Origin of the sequence: Amycolatopsis sp. NPDC051045 (assembly GCF_040682955.1) — a bacterium.
GTDB lineage: Bacteria > Actinomycetota > Actinomycetes > Mycobacteriales > Pseudonocardiaceae > Amycolatopsis.
Genome location: NZ_JBFBCC010000026.1, coordinates 46,750 through 62,986 on the forward strand (window position 1 = coordinate 46,750; position 16,237 = coordinate 62,986).

General features: G+C 71.3%; 12 protein-coding genes and 1 pseudogene. 5 read left to right on the forward strand and 8 right to left on the reverse strand.

Going from position 1 to position 16,237, the window contains the following annotated elements:
• The first annotated feature begins 468 nt into the window (after positions 1 to 468).
• Together AB0M80_RS37900 and AB0M80_RS37905 are read left to right on the forward strand one after the other, a co-directional pair.
• A complete protein-coding gene (locus AB0M80_RS37900) occupies positions 469 to 1,617 on the forward strand; it encodes a hypothetical protein (protein ID WP_364574592.1) in 1,149 nt (382 codons plus the stop codon).
• The gene (locus AB0M80_RS37905) at positions 1,550 to 3,658 is read left to right on the forward strand and encodes a hydrogenase maturation protein (RefSeq protein ID WP_364574594.1); all 2,109 of its coding nucleotides are present in this window, start codon (positions 1,550 to 1,552) and stop codon (positions 3,656 to 3,658) included. The genes AB0M80_RS37900 and AB0M80_RS37905 overlap by 68 nt, the downstream gene beginning before the upstream one ends.
• Before the next feature lie 19 nt (positions 3,659 to 3,677).
• On the opposite strand, the gene AB0M80_RS37910 is transcribed toward AB0M80_RS37905, so the two are convergent.
• The 8 genes from AB0M80_RS37910 to AB0M80_RS37945 all read right to left on the reverse strand — a co-directional run bounded on the left by AB0M80_RS37910 (position 3,678) and on the right by AB0M80_RS37945 (position 14,043).
• Complete coding sequence (locus AB0M80_RS37910; protein WP_364574596.1) at positions 3,678 to 4,409, reverse strand: hypothetical protein; 732 nt, start codon at positions 4,407 to 4,409, stop codon at positions 3,678 to 3,680.
• The gene (locus AB0M80_RS37915; protein WP_364574597.1) at positions 4,402 to 7,425 is read right to left on the reverse strand and encodes a DEAD/DEAH box helicase; all 3,024 of its coding nucleotides are present in this window, start codon (positions 7,423 to 7,425) and stop codon (positions 4,402 to 4,404) included. The genes AB0M80_RS37910 and AB0M80_RS37915 overlap by 8 nt, the downstream gene beginning before the upstream one ends.
• Positions 7,426 to 7,608: 183 nt before the next feature.
• Positions 7,609 to 8,748, reverse strand: coding sequence for a mechanosensitive ion channel domain-containing protein (locus tag AB0M80_RS37920; RefSeq protein ID WP_364574599.1), 1,140 nt, complete (start codon positions 8,746 to 8,748; stop codon positions 7,609 to 7,611).
• Positions 8,749 to 9,094: 346 nt separating this feature from the next.
• Positions 9,095 to 10,240: an alpha/beta fold hydrolase gene (locus AB0M80_RS37925; RefSeq protein ID WP_364574601.1), complete on the reverse strand. Its 1,146-nt coding sequence runs from the start codon at positions 10,238 to 10,240 to the stop codon at positions 9,095 to 9,097.
• A 37-nt stretch (positions 10,241 to 10,277) separates the two neighbouring features.
• On the reverse strand, positions 10,278 to 11,234 hold the full coding sequence (locus tag AB0M80_RS37930) for a fumarylacetoacetate hydrolase family protein (protein WP_364574603.1): 957 nt from the start codon (positions 11,232 to 11,234) through the stop codon (positions 10,278 to 10,280).
• A gap of 7 nt (positions 11,235 to 11,241) precedes the next feature.
• Complete coding sequence (locus AB0M80_RS37935) at positions 11,242 to 12,180, reverse strand: VOC family protein (protein WP_364574605.1); 939 nt, start codon at positions 12,178 to 12,180, stop codon at positions 11,242 to 11,244.
• A 16-nt stretch (positions 12,181 to 12,196) separates the two neighbouring features.
• On the reverse strand, positions 12,197 to 13,312 hold the full coding sequence (locus AB0M80_RS37940; RefSeq protein WP_364574607.1) for an FAD-dependent monooxygenase: 1,116 nt from the start codon (positions 13,310 to 13,312) through the stop codon (positions 12,197 to 12,199).
• 14 nt (positions 13,313 to 13,326) lie between these two features.
• A complete protein-coding gene (locus tag AB0M80_RS37945) occupies positions 13,327 to 14,043 on the reverse strand; it encodes a cyclase family protein (RefSeq protein WP_364574609.1) in 717 nt (238 codons plus the stop codon).
• Between the two features lie 55 nt (positions 14,044 to 14,098).
• Here AB0M80_RS37945 and AB0M80_RS37950 point away from each other — a divergent pair, with 55 nt between their 5' ends.
• From AB0M80_RS37950 to AB0M80_RS37960, 3 genes and pseudogenes are all read left to right on the forward strand, one after another.
• A complete protein-coding gene (locus AB0M80_RS37950) occupies positions 14,099 to 14,611 on the forward strand; it encodes a LysR family transcriptional regulator (protein WP_364574611.1) in 513 nt (170 codons plus the stop codon).
• Positions 14,612 to 14,626: 15 nt separating this feature from the next.
• Positions 14,627 to 15,010 (forward strand): annotated as a pseudogene (locus AB0M80_RS37955) (LysR substrate-binding domain-containing protein); the annotation flags it as partial.
• A 505-nt stretch (positions 15,011 to 15,515) separates the two neighbouring features.
• Entirely contained in the window at positions 15,516 to 16,181 is a 666-nt protein-coding gene (locus AB0M80_RS37960; protein WP_364574613.1) for an MFS transporter, read from the forward strand.
• The last annotated feature ends 56 nt before the right edge of the window (positions 16,182 to 16,237 follow it).

Here is a 16,237-nt window from a genome sequence, read left to right on the forward strand (position 1 = left end):
CGGAATTCCGCGTGTCTGGCCAATACGTCGAGCGGTGTTGTCCGCCGATGCCGTGAAAGCCGGTTGTGCCATCGGTGGTGATTCGGTCGCGTTCGGATGATTGGCCGCGGTACTCCTTGCCAATCCGGCTGCGGGCGCGAACGCTGAGGCATTGAGGGGTGTTGGCCGAATCCGGTGCCCTCACGTGTGCGGCACCGGGTAGCGACCCCAGACCCTGGTCATCGAACCGCCCTCTCCAGTCCGTGGCTTCAGTCCCGGGCCCAATTTTCACGGGTGGAAGGTTTGATCATGAGATCATCGACGGCGACTATCAGTACGGCAGGCCGGGCGGGCCGGGCCTTGATCGGCTTGGGCACCGCGGCCGGGTTTGTGCTCTTCGCACCTGCTCAGGCGTGGGCGCTCCCGCCGGGATGCACCCAGAGCGGCGCCAACTTCACTTGCACCGCCGGGATTCCCGCCGGTCAAGTGTTGGACGGGACCAGCGGGAACAACATCATCACCGTCACCGGCGGCGCCATGAACGGGACGGTGAACGGCCTCGCCGGCAACGACACGATCAGTGTCACCGGCGTCGCCGGTACCTCGGGAGCCAACGGTGCCCCGGGGGCCAACGGCACCGCGGGCACCCCCGCGGGCAGCGCCGGCGGCAACGGCGGAGCCGGGAACGTCGGCGGCGCCGGCGTGGGGAGCACCGGCGTCATCGACGCCGGTGCCGGCACCGACAGCATCACCGCCACCGGCGGTAGCGGAGGCAACGGCGGCAACGGCGGACAGGGCGGGATCGGCTTCGCCAGTGGCGCCGGGGGCGCCGGGGGCAACGGCGGCGTCGGCGGGATCGGTGGTGCCGGGAACGCCGGAACCGTCACCGGTGGCGCCGGCAACGACACCGTCACCTTCACCGCCGGCAAGGGCGGTAACGGCGGTCTCGGCGGCCTGGGCGGCAACAGCGGCCTCGTCGCCGGAGGTGCGGGTGCCGGCGGTATCGGCGGCGCCGGCGCGGCCGGTGGCGTGGGGAACTCCGGGACGTTCAACGGCGATCTCAGTGATCCCGGTTCCGACAACGTCACCGTCAACGGTGGTGCCGGTGGGACCGGTGCGGCCGGCGGCGTGGGTGGCTGCGGTCACGGCGGCGGCGCCGGCGGCGTCGGCGGTGCCGGTGGCGCCGGTGGTGTCGGGAACTCCGGAACCGTCGGCGGCGGCGCCGGAATCGACACCCTCAAAGCCAACGGCGGGCTCGGCGGCAACGGCGGCGTCGGCGGCAAGGGCGGCAACGGCTCGGCCGCCGTCCAGCCCGGCGGTGCCGGTGGCGTAGGCGGTGCCGGAGGCGCCGGTGGCATCGGGAACTCCGGTGCCCTCACCGGCGGAACCGGCATCGACACCATCACCGCCACCGGCGGCAAGGGCGGCAACGGCGCCGGCGGTGGCAACGGCGGCACCGGCTGCAGCGGCCCGGGCGGCCCTGGTGGCCTCGGTGGCGCCGCGGGCGCCGGTGGTCTCGGGAACTCCGGAACCATCAGCGACGCGGCCGACACCATCACCACTCCCAGCGGTGCCGGCGGCCTCGCCGGCGGCAACGGCGTCGCCGGCATCACCAACGGCGGCGTCTGCACCTGCTGACCAGCAGGCAGTAAACGGCAGCGACACCATCACCGGCAACACCGGAGATGGTGCCGCTGCTCGTGATTCCGAAGGAGGAGGGACCTCGAGCAAATATCTTGGAAACGCCGGCCCAACGGTTTGTTTCCGGCTTGCGTGGAAAGTCGCCAGTCAGGCTCGATTCATGGCAGGTGCGCTGCGTGTCCGAGCGGCCCCGGTCGGCCGAATCCACAGACACTATCGGCAGCGTCGCGTCGTGCCGCGGATCAGGTACCGTCGGACGGTCATCCGATCGCCCATCGAAGATTCGGCACTCCGAACCACCATTCTCGACGGCTGGATGAGTGGAGACCCGGTGAAGATCCTGTTGCTGTGCACCGCGTTCAACGGACTGAGTCAGCGCGCTTGGGCCGGTTTACGCGCCCGAGGTCACAGCGTCACGGTACGGACGGCGCAGGATTCGGCGGCGATCGCCGCTGCCGTGGCGGGCGTCGATCCGGAGTTGATCATCTGCCCGTTCCTGCGCCACCGGGTGCCCGAAACCGTCTGGCGGCGCCACCGCACGATCATCATCCACCCCGGACCACCGGGTGACCGCGGCCCGTCCGCGCTGGACTGGGCGATCATGGACGCCGAGCCGCGCTGGGGCGTGACCGCCCTGCAGGCGACCGGGGACATGGATGCGGGGCCGATCTGGGGGTCACGGCTGTTCCGGATGCCTGCCGACCCGCCGCGCAAGAGCACCCTCTACAACACCCAGGTGGCCGACGCGGCGATGAGCCTCATCGGCGAAGTGGTGCACAAGGCGGAAACCCGGGGCTTCACGCCGCAATCACTGGATCGCCACCGGCCCGGCGCCACCGTCAGGTCCCGTCCCCCGGTGCGCCAAGCCGACCGCCGCTTCTCCTGGAACGAACCGACACCTCACATCCTGCGCCGCATCCGCGCGGCGGACGGCCGGCCCGGGGTGCACACCACGCTGGCCGGTGCGCCGGTCGCCGTGTACGACGCTCATCCCGGGACCGCCTCGCCGGGCGAACCCGGCACGATCGCGGGGCGCAGGCATGGCGCCGTGCTGGTCCGTACCGGTGACGGCGCGCTGTGGGTGGGACATGCCCGGCGGCTGGACGCCACCCCCGGCATCCCCGTCAAACTGCCGGCCGTCCTCGCTCTGCCGGGTGCTCCCGACACGCCGGATGCCGGGGAGCCGCCCGGTTTCGAAGAGATCGTCTACCGGCGAACAGGCAACGTCGGACTGGTGAGCTTCGACTTGTACAACGGCGCGATGTCCACCACGCACTGCCGGCGGCTGCTCTCGGCGATCCGCCACGCGGTGGCGCAGGAAACCAAGGTCGTGGTGCTGGCAGGCGGCGAGGTGTTTTCCCACGGCCTGCACCTGGGAGTCGTCGAGGCCCACCCGAACCCCGCGGCGGAAGCGTGGCGCAACATCACCGCGATCGACGACGTCTGCCGGGAGATCATCACCTGCACCGGCCAGCTCGTGGTGTCGGCGCTCGCCGGCAACGCGGGCGCCGGCGGCGTGATGCTGGCACTGGGCGCGGACAAGGTGATCGCCCGGGACGGCGTGATGCTCAACCCGCACTACCGGACCATGGGCCTGTACGGCTCCGAGTACTGGACCTACGTGCTGCCCCGCCGGGTCGGCGAGGCGCAAGCGCAGCAGCTGACCACTCGCTGCGAGCCGATCAGCGCGGCCGAAGCGGCCGGGCTCGGCCTGGTGGACCGGCTTGCCGCGAGCGACCGGACGGCGTTCACCGCGACCGCGCTCGACTACGCCACCGAATTGGCCGACGGCCCGCATGCTCGCGCGCTCCTCGACGGCAAGCGCTCCACCCGGGCGGCCGAGGAGCAGCACCGGCCACTGGAGACCTACCGCGTGCGCGAACTCGCCGAGATGAGCGACGACATCTTCGACGACCGTCACGGTTTCACCCAGGCCAGGCGCGCGTTCCTCAGCCATCAACCCGCCGGTGTCACCCCGCCGGAACCGCCCGCCGTGCCCGCGCCCCGGCAACCGGCAATGCGACCCGTCTGCCGGTGACCGCGACGCAGTGCCGCAGCTAAGTGCCGTGCTCTCCGGCGAGTGCCTGGTACACCGGCCGGAGCAGCTCGGCGACGTCTTCGCCGCCCACCGTGATCGCGAACGGCGGGGCTTGGTCCAGGAGCGCGTCGCACGACGTTCGCGGCCCGTGCAACGGCGCCGCGCCGCCCAGGCCCGGGGCTTGACCGCAGTCGAAGAAGGTGTCCATGACTTCGGTCAGGGCCGGAGACCGGTCGTCCGGATCGAGCGGCTCGGCGGAAATGAGCCGGTTCTTCAGCTCCTCGAGCAGCGTTTCGCGGTTCCGGCCGCGCAGAGCCAGGATGGTGAACGGATCGTCGCCGACCCGCGCCACGAGCGCGGAGAACACGGCGTTCAGGTGGCCGCACGGCACCTCGACGTCCGGGCAGGTGCAGTCCAGTGACACCTCCCGCGCCGACGACGGGAACAAGGGCAGCCGGACCGCTTTGAAGGTCTCTTCGACGTCACGGGGCAGCTCGCCCCTGAGCAGCAGGACCGTGGACGACGCTTTTGCAGCGAGGGCATGGGTGATCGCGGCCCAGTCCGACTTCCCGAACGCCGTCAGCCCGATCCGCACCTGGTAAGGGCGGCCGTCCTGCACCTCGGCGTCGACGCGCCCGGCGCCGACCGCCAAGGACGCGACGCGGCCCTGGCCGTGCGCGGGCAGGAGCACGCCGATCGCCGTCAACGCCCGGATGAACCGGGTCGGCCACCACGGGAGCGGCTCAGTCATCGATCGCCTCCTCCCCCAGGGTGAGCACCCCGCGCAGCGCGTCCGTGGACAGTTCGGTGAGCCGGCTTTCGCCCTCGCCGACGACCATTCCCGCGAGCGCCCGTTTCTTGGTGATCAGGGTGTCGATGCGTTCCTCGATGGTGCCCGGGCAGACGAACTTCCGGACCTGGACGGTGCGTCCCTGTCCGATCCGGAACGCCCGGTCGGTGGCCTGGTTCTCCACGGCCGGGTTCCACCAGCGGTCCAGGTGCAGGACCTGGCTGGCGGCGGTCAGCGTGAGCCCGGAGCCGCCTGCCTTGAGCGAGAGCAAGAGGATCCGCGGCCCGTTGCCGGCTTGGAAGCGTTCCACGATCGCGTCTCGCGACCCTTTTGCCAGGCCGCCGTGCAAAAACGCGACTTCGGCGCCGAGCCGGTCCGACAGATGGGGCACGAGCAGATGGCCGAATTCGGTGTACTGCGTGAAGCACAGCACCCGATCGCCTGAGGCCAGGATTTCCGCCAGGATCTCTTCGAGGCGGATGACCTTGCCGGAGCGGTCCGCGATCGGGGAGCCGTCGTGCAGCAGGTGCGCGGGGTGGTTGCAGACCTGCTTGAGTTTCGTGATTGCGGCGAGGATGTTGCCGCGGCGCTTGATGCCCTGGCTGTTCTCGATCTTCTTCATCATCTCGTCGACGATCGCGCAGTACAGCGTGCCCTGTTCACGGGTGAGCCGGTATTCCTGCCTGATTTCGATCTTTTCCGGGAGCTCGGGGACGATCGTGGGGTCCGTTTTCACCCGGCGCAGGAGGTACGGCTGCGTGAGCCGGCGCAGAGCGGCGGCCGTGGCGGTGTCGCCCCTGCGCTCGATCGGGACCGCGAACCGCTGCCGGAACTCGAACCTGCTGCCGAGCAGCCCGGGGTTGAGCAGGTCCAGCACCGACCACAGGTCCGCCAGCCGGTTTTCCACCGGGGTGCCGGTCAGGGCGAGCCGGTGCCCGGCCGTGAACCGCCGCACCGCCTTGGCCGTCGCGGTGTCGGCGTTCTTGATGGCGTGCGCTTCGTCGAGCACCAGGCGCCGCCAGGAGAACGTCTCGAGTTCGTCGGCGTCACGGGCGGCGGTGGCGTAGGTCGTGACGACGAGGTCGGCCGCGGCGACCTGCTCGGCGAGCGTGTCTCCGTGGGTGCGGGCGCTGCCGTGGTGGGCGTGGACGCGGAGGCCGGGGGCGAAGTTCGCCGCCTCCCGCTGCCACATGCCGACCAGCGACATCGGGCACAGCACCAACGTCGGCGGGCGATCGTGCTCGGCCCGCTCGACGGCCTCGAGCGCCAGTGTCTGGACGGTTTTGCCGAGGCCCATGTCGTCGGCCAGGCACGCACCGAGCCCCAGCGCCGACATGAACGCCAGCCAGGCGACACCCCGCTGCTGGTAGGGGCGCAGCGTGGCCCGGAACGACGGCGGCAGCTCGACCGGCTGCAGCGCCTGGTGGACCCGCCCGGCCAGGACGTCGCCGACCCAGCCGCCGGCGCTGACGCCGGTGACCGGGAGCGGCGCCTCCCGCGTGAGGTGGACAAGCTCCAGCAGTTCGGCCGCGGTGGGGCCGTGGGTGTGCCGGTGCGGGTCGCGGCGCAGGAACTCGAGACCGGCGCGGAGCCGGTCGGGGTCGACGCTGATCCACCGGCCCCGCAGCCGCACCAGCGGCGTCTTCGCCGCGACGAGCTTCGCCAGTGCTTCTGGGCCGATTTCGTCGTCGCCCACCGCGATCGACCAGCGGAACCCGCCCAGCTCGTCGCGGCCCACCCGGCTGCGGGTGACGACCTGCTCCGACGGCGTGCTGCGGACGGACAGGCGCAGGCCGAGCCGGCGCCGGCCGTCCCAGGTGGCCGGAAGCTGCACTTCGAACCCGGCCTCGGTCAGCCGGGTCGCGCCCGAGGTGAGGAACTGTTCGGCTTCCTCGACGGTCAGGTCGTACTCGGACGGCTGGGTCCTGCGCAACGCCGGCGCCAGCATCGGTTCCACCAGCGCGGCCCGGCCCAGTTCGGCGACGAACAATCCCTTCGGGTCCCTGACCAGCCCGTTCGCCTGGCCCGACCAGATCTGCCCCGCCGACAGCAGCAAGCTCGCATCGGCCGTCGCCCGCAGGAGGAACTGCAGCTGCCACTTGGTGCCGTCGCCGGTCTGGTCGTCGGGATCGTCCTCGGCCGGCCGGCGCAGGGTGCCGGCTTCGGCCAGCCGGAAACACGCCCGGCCGTCGACGACGTCGGTATCGGCGACCTCGTCCCACTTCGCGACGGCGTCGGCCAGGACACCGAGCTCATCCAGAGGCAGCTCGACGCGGGAAACGCCGCCCTGCAAAGCGGACAACCACACCCCGGCCACGCCCGGACCCCCGCGCAGGTCGACGGGCGGATCCGCCCGCGCCAGCCGGTCCCGGACCGCCGCGTCGACCAGGGCGTGGAGGGCATCGGTGACGAGCGCGCGCGGCGAAGCCCCGGTGAACGGCGCGATCTGCTCGGCCCGCCCGACCGGCGGCATGGCCGCGACCAGTGCGTCGAACGCGACGAAATCCACGCCCTGGAGCACCGGGCGCCACCGCGCCTCCGCCGCATCGCCCTGGCGGACCAGCGTCGGCAGCACCCGCCCACGCCGCACCAGATCCGCGGCCAGGCGGGCCACCGCCCGCAGGTACGTGACCGAATCGCCGTACGAGGCCGAGTCGTCGAGGTCGTCCAGCTCGGCCGCGTCCACGACCAACGCCGGCACCGACCACGGCCGCAACGACGGCGCCGGACCACGCCGCTTACCGCCCACCGCGAACTCGGAGGAGGCGAGCGGCCGGTTCGCCCGCGACGGCAGCAGCAACGTCGCCGACGTGGGCTTTCCGGGATGCAAAGCGGTCAGCTGCGCGCTGGAGACCGCGAACGGATGCGGGAGCGCGATCCGCGCCGAACGACTCGACGTGCCGGCCGGGCCTCGGTCGTGCTCCGCCCAGAGCAGCAGACCCCGGCCCGGAGACCACAGAGCGTGCACGTGGGGCAAGGTCCGGTGCTCCTTCGTCCGATCCGGGTTCCCCCCAGATCGTCGCACGGCCGGCGAAGAGGCCGCGCCGGTGGTGATCCGACCGGCAGACCACGCTCGCGGTCGTTTTGGATACCTCCTGCACGAAAGAATCGATGTGGGGAAGGAAGTCCGGGACGGTTGCCGCGGTGGTCCTCGTACCCGTCACCGGCCGTTGAAGGTGCGCTCCCGGGTCCTGCCGTCGACGCTGTCGCCGAAGAGGCGAGCGTCCTGGCCGGGCGCGTGATCCGCGGACTTCGGGATCGGCGGTGCGTGCAGTTGCTCCGTGCGCACGCGGGGCAATGCGTACGGATGGGCCCGGCGGACCCACCGCACGAGCTGTTCGCGGACCAGGCAGCGCAGGTCGAACAACGTCGGCGCGTCGGCCGCGCTCACCAGCGCACGCACCCGGACCAGGGTGTTCACCGCGTCGGTCACCTGCAGCACGCTGACCCGGCCGTCCCAGAGGTCGGTCTCACCCAGGATCCGGCGCAGTTCCTCACGCATCTCCTCCACCGGCACCGACCAGTCCAGGTCCAGCTCGACCGTGCCCAGAAGGGCCGCTTCCCGGCGGGTCCAGTTCTCGAACGGCTGGGACATGAAGTAGGAGGTCGGCATCACCAGCCGGCGGTCGTCCCACAGGTGGATCACCAGGTAGGTCAACGTGATGTCCTCGATGCGGCCCCACTCGTTCTCCACGATCACCACGTCGTCGAGGCGGATCGCATCGCTGAACGCGATCTGCATCCCGGCGAACACGTTGCCGAGCAGGGATTGCGCGGCGAGCGCCGCCACCGCGCCCACGACCCCGGCCGAGGCGAGCAGGCTGGTGCCCGCGGCCCGCGCCATCGGGAAGGTCATCAACATCGCGCCGAACGCGATCAGCGCGACCCCCGCCACGGTGATCCGGCGGACCAGAGTGACCTGCGTCTGCAGCCGGCGGGCGTGCCGGTTGTCCGGTACGTCGACCCGCAGCCTCGACAACGCGGCCCGCTCGATCGACGTCAGTACCCCGGCGACGAGCCACCCCCCGGCCCCGATCAACGCCAGCCCCAGCCCGTGGCTCACCGGCCCCCGCCACGGCCCGTCCGGGAGACCGAAGGTGCAGGCGCTGCGCAACGCGACCACGGCGGCGAACCACAGAAACGGCCGGTGGGCGTGCACCGTCAACTCGGCCAAGACCGCGGAACGCCGCCCCAGCCGCCGCACGACCCGGCGGAAGAGGTGCTCGGCGATGAGGAAAAGCCCGAACGCCGCCGCCGCGAAAACCACAGTGGACACCAGCCGACCCCACCCGTCGGACACTCGCCTTCCTCCTTTCGGGCGTCTCGTCAGGGCGTACCCACGGCGGCCGCCTTCCGACACGGTGGCTGTTCTCACAACGCAGGAGCCGCGCCGGTCGAGCCTCGGCGCAGGCCGGTGGGCGGTACGGTGGGGCGTCCTCCTCGTCCAGCAGCGGCCTTGGAGGCGTTGACCGCGCGGGCGCGGTGAACTGCTACAGCGCTCAGCGCCACGGATCCGCGTGGCCGGTCGAATTTACCTCGGACGAGGACGCGGTAGGTCTGCACCGGCGCGAGCGTACGGGGGGTTTCGCCGTAGGGCAGAACGATTATCGCCGTGTCGAGGCGGCGCTCCGGTGGGCCGTCATCGTTCAGCGCGGCGCCGCGAACACGTCGCTCACCCAGTCGGCGATGTAGGTGCTGACGTGGCCGAGGTGGTCCAGCCCGATGTGCTCGCTCGCACCTTCCTCGACGGTGAACACGCGCAGCGTCCGCTGCGGGCTGTGCACGGCCTGCTCGTAGGACCGGTGCGCGTACTCCAAGGGGATCTGCCGGTCGCGTTCGCCGTGGCAGATCAGGAACGGCACGGTGATCTGCTCGACGACGCCGTCGAGGTTGATCCGGTCGGCGAAGGAGATGAACTGATCGAGGTTCTCGTGACCCCAGACCCACCGGACGTGTTCCCAGTAGTGCGGGACCGGGCGCTCGCCCTCGCGTTCCAGGCGGCGCCGCTGCACGGCACCCCAGTCGTGGTTGGCGCCCCACGCGACGACCAGGGCGAGGCGCTTCTCGAACGCCGCGGCCCGCGGGGCGTAGTAACCGCCGAGCGACCAGCCCACCAGCCCGATCCGGGCCGGGTCGACGTCGTCGCGGGACTCGAGGTAGTCGACGCACGCGCTCGCCCACGCCTCGGTGTCGACCCGGGCCGTGAGGCCCTGCACGCGCAGCGCCTCGCCGGAGCCCGGGCAGTCGACCATCAGGCACGAGATGCCGCGCGCGGCGAGTTCGGCCCAGTGCCCGGAGGCGTACATGTGCTCTTTCGTCGAATCCAGGCCGTTCCACATGATCATCACCGGCGCGTTCTCGCCGGCGGCGCTGAAGTAGGCGGGCAGCGTGGTGCCTTCGTACGGGACCTCGACCCGGGTGATGCCCGGATCCTTGAGGTCGAACGCCTTCTGCTGCAGCTCGAGCACGCGGCGGTAGGTGCCGAGCCGGCCCTCGGCCGAGGCGCTCTGCAGGCGTTCGGCCTGGGCGAGGTAGTTGGTGGCGCGCGCGTACAACCGGCCGGCGGTGCGCTGGTGGCCTTCCTTCTCGGCTTCCTCCGCCTGACCGACCAGCTGGTCGGTCAACGCGGTCCAGGCGCGCAGGAAGTCCGGGGTGCCCGCGTCCTCGCCGCGGGTGGCCGCCTCGCGGATGGGACGGCAGGCCCGGTCCACCTCGTCGATGAGCCCACCGCTGTTGAGGGTCGCGACGACCCCCAGGCTCCACGGATAGTTCTCGGGGAAGTACTCGAACACGTTCGTCCTCTCGTTGCGTAGTGGGCCGCGAAATCGGTCAGCGCGTTCGCCGTCTCGAGCGCGGGCGGGCGACGGCCACCGGCGGCAGCGTGGTGCCGGCGACGACGGTGTTGCGGATCGTGCCCAGCCCCTCGACCGTCATCTCGACGACGTCGCCGGGCGCCAGGGACGGAATGTCCCGGCCGCGGCCCCACAGCTCGGCCAGGCAGCCACCGTTGCCGCAGGTCCCCGACCCGAGCACGTCACCGGCCCGCACCCAGGTCCCCCGCGACGCGTAGGAGACGAGCTCGGCGAACGGCCAGCCCATGTTCGACAGCAGGTCGTGACCGACCTCCACACCGTTGACCGCGACGCGCATTTCCAGCGCGAGGAAGCCGTCCTCGTCGTGGTACGCCGCCAGTTCGTCGGCCGTGACGAGCCACGGCCCGAGCGTCGTGGCGGAGTCCTTGCCCTTGGCCGGGCCGAGCTGGACCTTCATCTCGCGGCGCTGCAGGTCGCGGGCGGACCAGTCGTTGAGGATCGTGTAGCCGAAGATCGCCTGCCGCGCCTGTTCCGGGGTCAAGGAAGCGCCGTCACCGCCGATGACCGCGGCGACCTCGAGCTCGAAGTCGAACAGTGCGCAGCCCGGCGGCACCGGGACGTCGTCGTGGGCGCCGAGCAGCGCGTAGGGGTTGGTGAAGGAGAACGTCGGAGCCTCGTACCACTCGGCAGGCACCCCATCCCCGCCGGACACGCTCGCCACGACGCCTTCGACGTGCTCCTCGAAGGCCACGAAGTCGCGGACGGTGGGCGGAGCCAGCGGCGGCAGCAACCGCACGTCGGCCAACGGCACCGCCGCGCCGCGCAGCGCTGCGGCGCCCACGTCGAGCGCGGCGGGCAGCCCGGCGCGCACGACGTCGAGCACGGTGGTGTCCGCCGGCAACGGGTGCAGGCCGTCGTCACCGACCACACCGGCGTGGACGGCTCCGTTGTTCTCGTAGGTGGCGAATCGCATGACTACCTCACACCGGAGGCGCGACGAAGAGACCCTGGTCCGGGTCGTTGAACGACTTCCGCGCGACGAACTCGTTCATCGCGTTCGCGGTCCCCCACTGGTCGGAAACCTCCGGTTGGCTGAAGTCGTAGAGGTGCGGGTGCCAGGTGTCCTCGTCGACTTCGTCCAGTTCGGTGGTGTACTCGAGGGTGTTGCCGTGCGGGTCGAGGAAGTAGGAGAAGGTGTTGTTGCCGGCCAGGTGCCGGCCGGGTCCCCAGATCTTCTCCACGCCGGCGCGCAGCAGCCGGCCGGTGCCCCGCATGTACTCGTCGAGCCCACGCAGTTCGAAGGACGCGTGGTGCAGGGACGGGTGCGGGCCGCGGGCGATCGCGAGGCTGTGGTGCCAGGCGTTGATCCGCAGGAACCACATCATCTCACCCATGCGCGGGTGCATGAGCGTGTCCGAAAGGCGGAACCCGAGATGGCGCTCGTAGAACGCGCGCGTGCCTTCGTGATCGGCGGAGTTGACGACCACATGCGACAGTCGCACCGGGACGGACTCGCCGGCTTCGATCCTGCGGTGCGCCCGGATCGCGACGTCGGCGCTGACCTCGATCGTGCGGCCCTCGTTGTCGAAGAACCGGAACCCGTAACCGCCGCCGGGGGTGTCCAGTGCCTTCGGTTCGTGCACGAGGGTCACGCCCGAGGTGGCCAAGCGTGCGGCGAGGGTGTCGACGTCGGCCGGGGTGGCGGCGCCGAGGGCGATCAGGTCGATCCGCTTGTCCTCGGCCTGGCGCAGCCGGACGACGTATTGCTCGGGCGAGCCCTCCGCGGCGAGGAACGCGATGCCGGTGTCGGTGTGTTCGGTGCTCAGGCCCCACGCGTCGGTGAAGAAGTCCTGCTGCCGGGCGAAGTCGGGCACGGCGAGGTCGACGTGCCGAAGATGGGTGATCAGGCGGTCGGTCACGGAATCCTCCGGGTGGTCAGGCGGGTGGGGAGACGAGTTCGGCGATCCGGTGCATGAGCCCGGGGACGTCGCCCCGCTCGCGGTCGAGCAGCCACTGCCCCAGCTGGTTGGACGCGTCGACGACCGCTTTGGCGCGGGCGTAGCGGCGATCGGTGAACGCCGTCCACAGCTGCTCGTCCGGAACGGGACGCTCGGTGAGCAGTTCGGCCAGGACCGTCGCGTCCTCCAGAGCCTGGGCGCCGCCCTGGGCGAGGGTGGGTGGGCAGGAGTGCGCGGCGTCGCCGATCAGCACGACCCGGCCGCGGTGCCACGGTGGCGGCAGGACGTGGGTCTCGAACCAGGTGTAGTGGAGGCGTTCCGGGTCGTCGAGCGCGGCGCGGATCTCGTCCCACGGCCCGTGGTAGGCCGACGCGAGCTCCCGCATCGTCTCGAGGCGTTCCCCGGCGCTGAGCACGCCGCGGTTTTGCGCGTCCTCGACGAGGTAGGCGTAGAGCGAATCCTCTCCGGTCGGGCAGTACCCGGCGATGTAGCACGGGCCGCCGTAGCAGAGCTCGGTCCGCGTCACCGACGCCGGCCGCGGGCCGAACACGCGCCAGATCCCCATGCCGGTGGCCCGGATGCCGGCCTCGACGCCGATCAGGCGCCGGACCGTCGAGCGGATGCCGTCGGCCCCGACGACGAGGTCGTACCGGCCGGTCGAGCCGTCGGAAAACGTCACGGCCCCGTCTTCGCCCAGCTCGGTCACCGACCGTCCGAAGTGGAGTTTCACGCCGGCGTCGCGGGCTCGCTCGATGAGGGTGCGCGCCAGCGCGGGCCGGGGCATGCCCAAGGCCGCGGGCAGGTCCGGGCCGCCCGTGCGGGCGTCGGGGATCTCGGCCAGCAGCGTGCCGTCCGGTGCGCGCAGGCCCACGCTGTCGAAGCAGGAGCTTTCGGCCCGGACGGCTTCCCAGACGCCGAGGTCGCGCAGCACCCGCAAGGCGTTGCCCTGCAACGTGATGCCCGATCCGACGGCACTGATCCCGGCGTTGACTTCGACGAGGTCGACCGCGACGCCGCGGGAGGCGAGCAGGATCGCGGTGCCGGTGCCGGCGAGGCCGGCGCCGACCACGAGGACGGTGTTCACGGCGGTCATGGCAGGCTCCCCGGCTACTTGACGGCGATCGGCGCGACCGGGGCGCCGACCGCGCCGGTCACGGGCAGGGGCGCGGCGGTCAGCCAGAACTCGTGGACGCCGTCCGCCGCGCAGTCTTCGGCGAGGGCGTCGAGGTCCCACATCTCCCCCAGGAAGAGGCCGATGTGCGGAATGGCGACCTGGTGCAGCGGCTGGAAGGCGAGGTCGAACTCGTTCGGCCGCACCTCCACGCCCCAGGTGTCGGTGGCGATCCCGGCGACGTCGGTGTCGTGCAGCCAGTCCGCGGTGGTGAAGGACAGGCCGGGTGAATCGCCGCCCGCGTAATCACCCCAGCCTTCGCGCCGCGCCCGGGTGAGCCGGCCGGTCCGCACCAGGACCAGGTCACCGCGGCCGACCCGGGCCGTGTCGCCGTGGGCGGCGATCGTGGCTTCGAGGTGCTCGACGGTGATCGCGAACCCGTCCGGCAGCTCGCCGCCGGTTCCGCACACCCGTCCCACGTCGAGCAGGACACCGCGGCCCGCGATACGCCCGGCCGTCGTCTCGATGCCGGTGACCTGATCGCCTTCGCTGGTCACGACGTCGCCGGCGCGACGGCCGTTGTAGGCCATGCCGTGGTCGAAGATGTGCCCGAGCCCGTCCCACTGCGTCGAGGCCTGCAGCGGCATGAACACGACGTCGTCGGCGCCGCCGATCCCGTGCGGGAACCCTTGCTGTGCGGCGTCGGGCGACATCCGGGAAGACGAATCAGCTGATGCGCCACATCAGCGTCGTGGATATCCTGCGGCGATGAATCTCGGCACGCTGGACCTGAACCTGCTGGTCACGCTGGACGCGCTGCTGCAGCAGCGCAGCGTCACCCGGGCGGCCGAGCAGGTGGGGCTGAGCCAGCCGGCGGTCTCCGCGCAGCTCGGCCGGCTGCGCCGGCACTTCCACGACGAGCTCCTCACCCGGGTCGGCAACACGTCCCGTCTCACGCCGCTGGCGGTGCAGCTGAAAGAACGCGTGCGGGTCGCCCTGGCCGGGGTGGACCGCGTCTTCACCGCGGCGGCCGACTTCGATCCGGCCGCCACCACCCGCGAGTTTTCGTTCGTGGTCAGCGACTACGGCGCCGCCGTGCTCGGCCCGGCCCTCGCCGCGCTGCTCGACACCGAGGCACCCGGCGCGCAGCTGCGGTTGCTGGCCAACACGCCGCAGCTGGTCGACGCCGCCGAACAGGTCCTGGCGGGTATCGACCTGTTGCTGCTGCCGCACGGCTTCGTGCACGGACTCCGGCACCAGGACCTCTACACCGACGAGTAGGTCTGCCTCGTCGCCGCCGGCAACCCCGATGTCGGGGACACGCTCACGACCGGGCAGCTCGAAACGATGCCGTGGGTGGTCACCTACCACGGTCCGACCGCGTCGACGCCGGCCGCTCGGCAAATGCGCATGCTGGGCATCGAGCCGCACGTGCAAATCGTCACCGAGTCCTTCCTCGCGATTCCCGGATTGGTCGCCGGCTCCGGCCGCGTCGCCCTGTTGCAACGGCGGTTGGCGGACCGGATTCCGGCCGCCCTCGGCGTCCGGGCGCTGGCGTGCCCGTTCGAAGTGAGCCCGTTGCTCGAGGCGATGTGGTGGCACCCGATGCACGACGACGATCCCGAACACCGCTACCTGCGCGATCTCGTCGCGGTGGCGGCGTCGCAAATCTCCGCCTGACCAAGGCACGGCACCCCGGGCCATCCACGCCATCGATGACCCGCTTCACGAAAGGTGATTTCCGCTCCGGCGCCGGTGCACCCACACTTCATCAGCAGTTCCCCCTGGACCAACGACGAATCCGGGTGCCGACATGTCCGAAAGCCCGGCCCGCAACGTGCCACCGGACGCCGGTGCGACCACGGACCGGGCTCCCGGAATGCTCCAGTTGCTGATCGGGCTCACCGCACCCTTCGCCGGGATCGTCGTGGACAGAATCGACCGGAAACGGTTGCTGATCTTCGCGATGCCGGCCTATGCCTTTCGGGACTGCACCGCTCTACCTGACCTCCTTGACCACCATCCTCGCCAGCCGGGTCCTGGTCGGGCTGTGCGACCTCGGCCTGCAGACACTCGTCGCCACGCTGTCGGCCACCGCGTTCCTCGCCCTCGGCGGCGCACTGGGAGCGTCCGGCTGGCGAACGCCGTTCTGGCTCTACGCCGTGGCGGCCCGCTCGCGATTCCGATGGCCCTCAAGCTCTGGCCGCCCACGCCACGGAACGAGCCGGCCGAGCACCTGCCGGCACTCCCCTGGCGGCAACTGGCCGCGCCCTGCCTGGTCACCCTGTTCGGCGGCATCGTCTTCTACGCCCTCATCGTCGAACTGTCCTTTGTGCTCACGGACGTGGGCATCACCTCGACCGGAACCATCGCCCTGATCTCCGCCGTCATGTCCCTCGGCACCGCGGCCGGCGCGATCGCGTTCGGTCGCTGGTCGGCGAAGACACCCCGAGCTCTGCTGCCGGCCGAGTTCGGCCTGGCCGCGGCGGGCCTGCTGCTGGTCTTCGCCACCACCTCACCGGCGATCATCACCGTGGGCGCGGTGTTCACCGGATTCGGCACCGGAATGCTGCTGCCGACCCTCGTGACGTGGGCGGTCAGCCGGCTGTCCTTCGAGCAGCGGGGCCGGGGAACCGGCCGGTGGACCGGCGCTCTGTTCATCGGCGAGTTCGCGGCACCGCTCGCGCTCGCGGCCATCGGCTCCGGGACCGGAGGAATTCGAGGCGCCCTGGCGGTTCTCGGCCTCGCGTCGGCGGTCATGGGGGTGCTGACCGCACTCGTTCTGCGGCGCGGCGACCGGCCTCTCGACGGATCGGAGCCCGCGCCCGAGCCGGCCTCGGTTCGGGAGTAGGCGACCAGCCGAGCTTGTTCCGGGATCGCGCCGGCCAGGCGGTATCGACGGCCACG

Excerpts from the sequence above, each read along its gene's own strand:
- AB0M80_RS37910 (WP_364574596.1), bottom strand. The coding sequence starts at position 4,409 with ATGACTGAGCCGCTCCCGTGGTGGCCGACCCGGTTCATCCGGGCGTTG.
- AB0M80_RS37950 (WP_364574611.1), top strand. The coding sequence starts at position 14,099 with ATGAATCTCGGCACGCTGGACCTGAACCTGCTGGTCACGCTGGACGCG.
- AB0M80_RS37945 (WP_364574609.1), bottom strand. The coding sequence starts at position 14,043 with ATGTCGCCCGACGCCGCACAGCAAGGGTTCCCGCACGGGATCGGCGGC.
- AB0M80_RS37960 (WP_364574613.1), top strand. The coding sequence starts at position 15,516 with ATGGCCCTCAAGCTCTGGCCGCCCACGCCACGGAACGAGCCGGCCGAG.
- AB0M80_RS37930 (WP_364574603.1), bottom strand. The coding sequence starts at position 11,234 with ATGCGATTCGCCACCTACGAGAACAACGGAGCCGTCCACGCCGGTGTG.
- AB0M80_RS37940 (WP_364574607.1), bottom strand. The coding sequence starts at position 13,312 with ATGACCGCCGTGAACACCGTCCTCGTGGTCGGCGCCGGCCTCGCCGGC.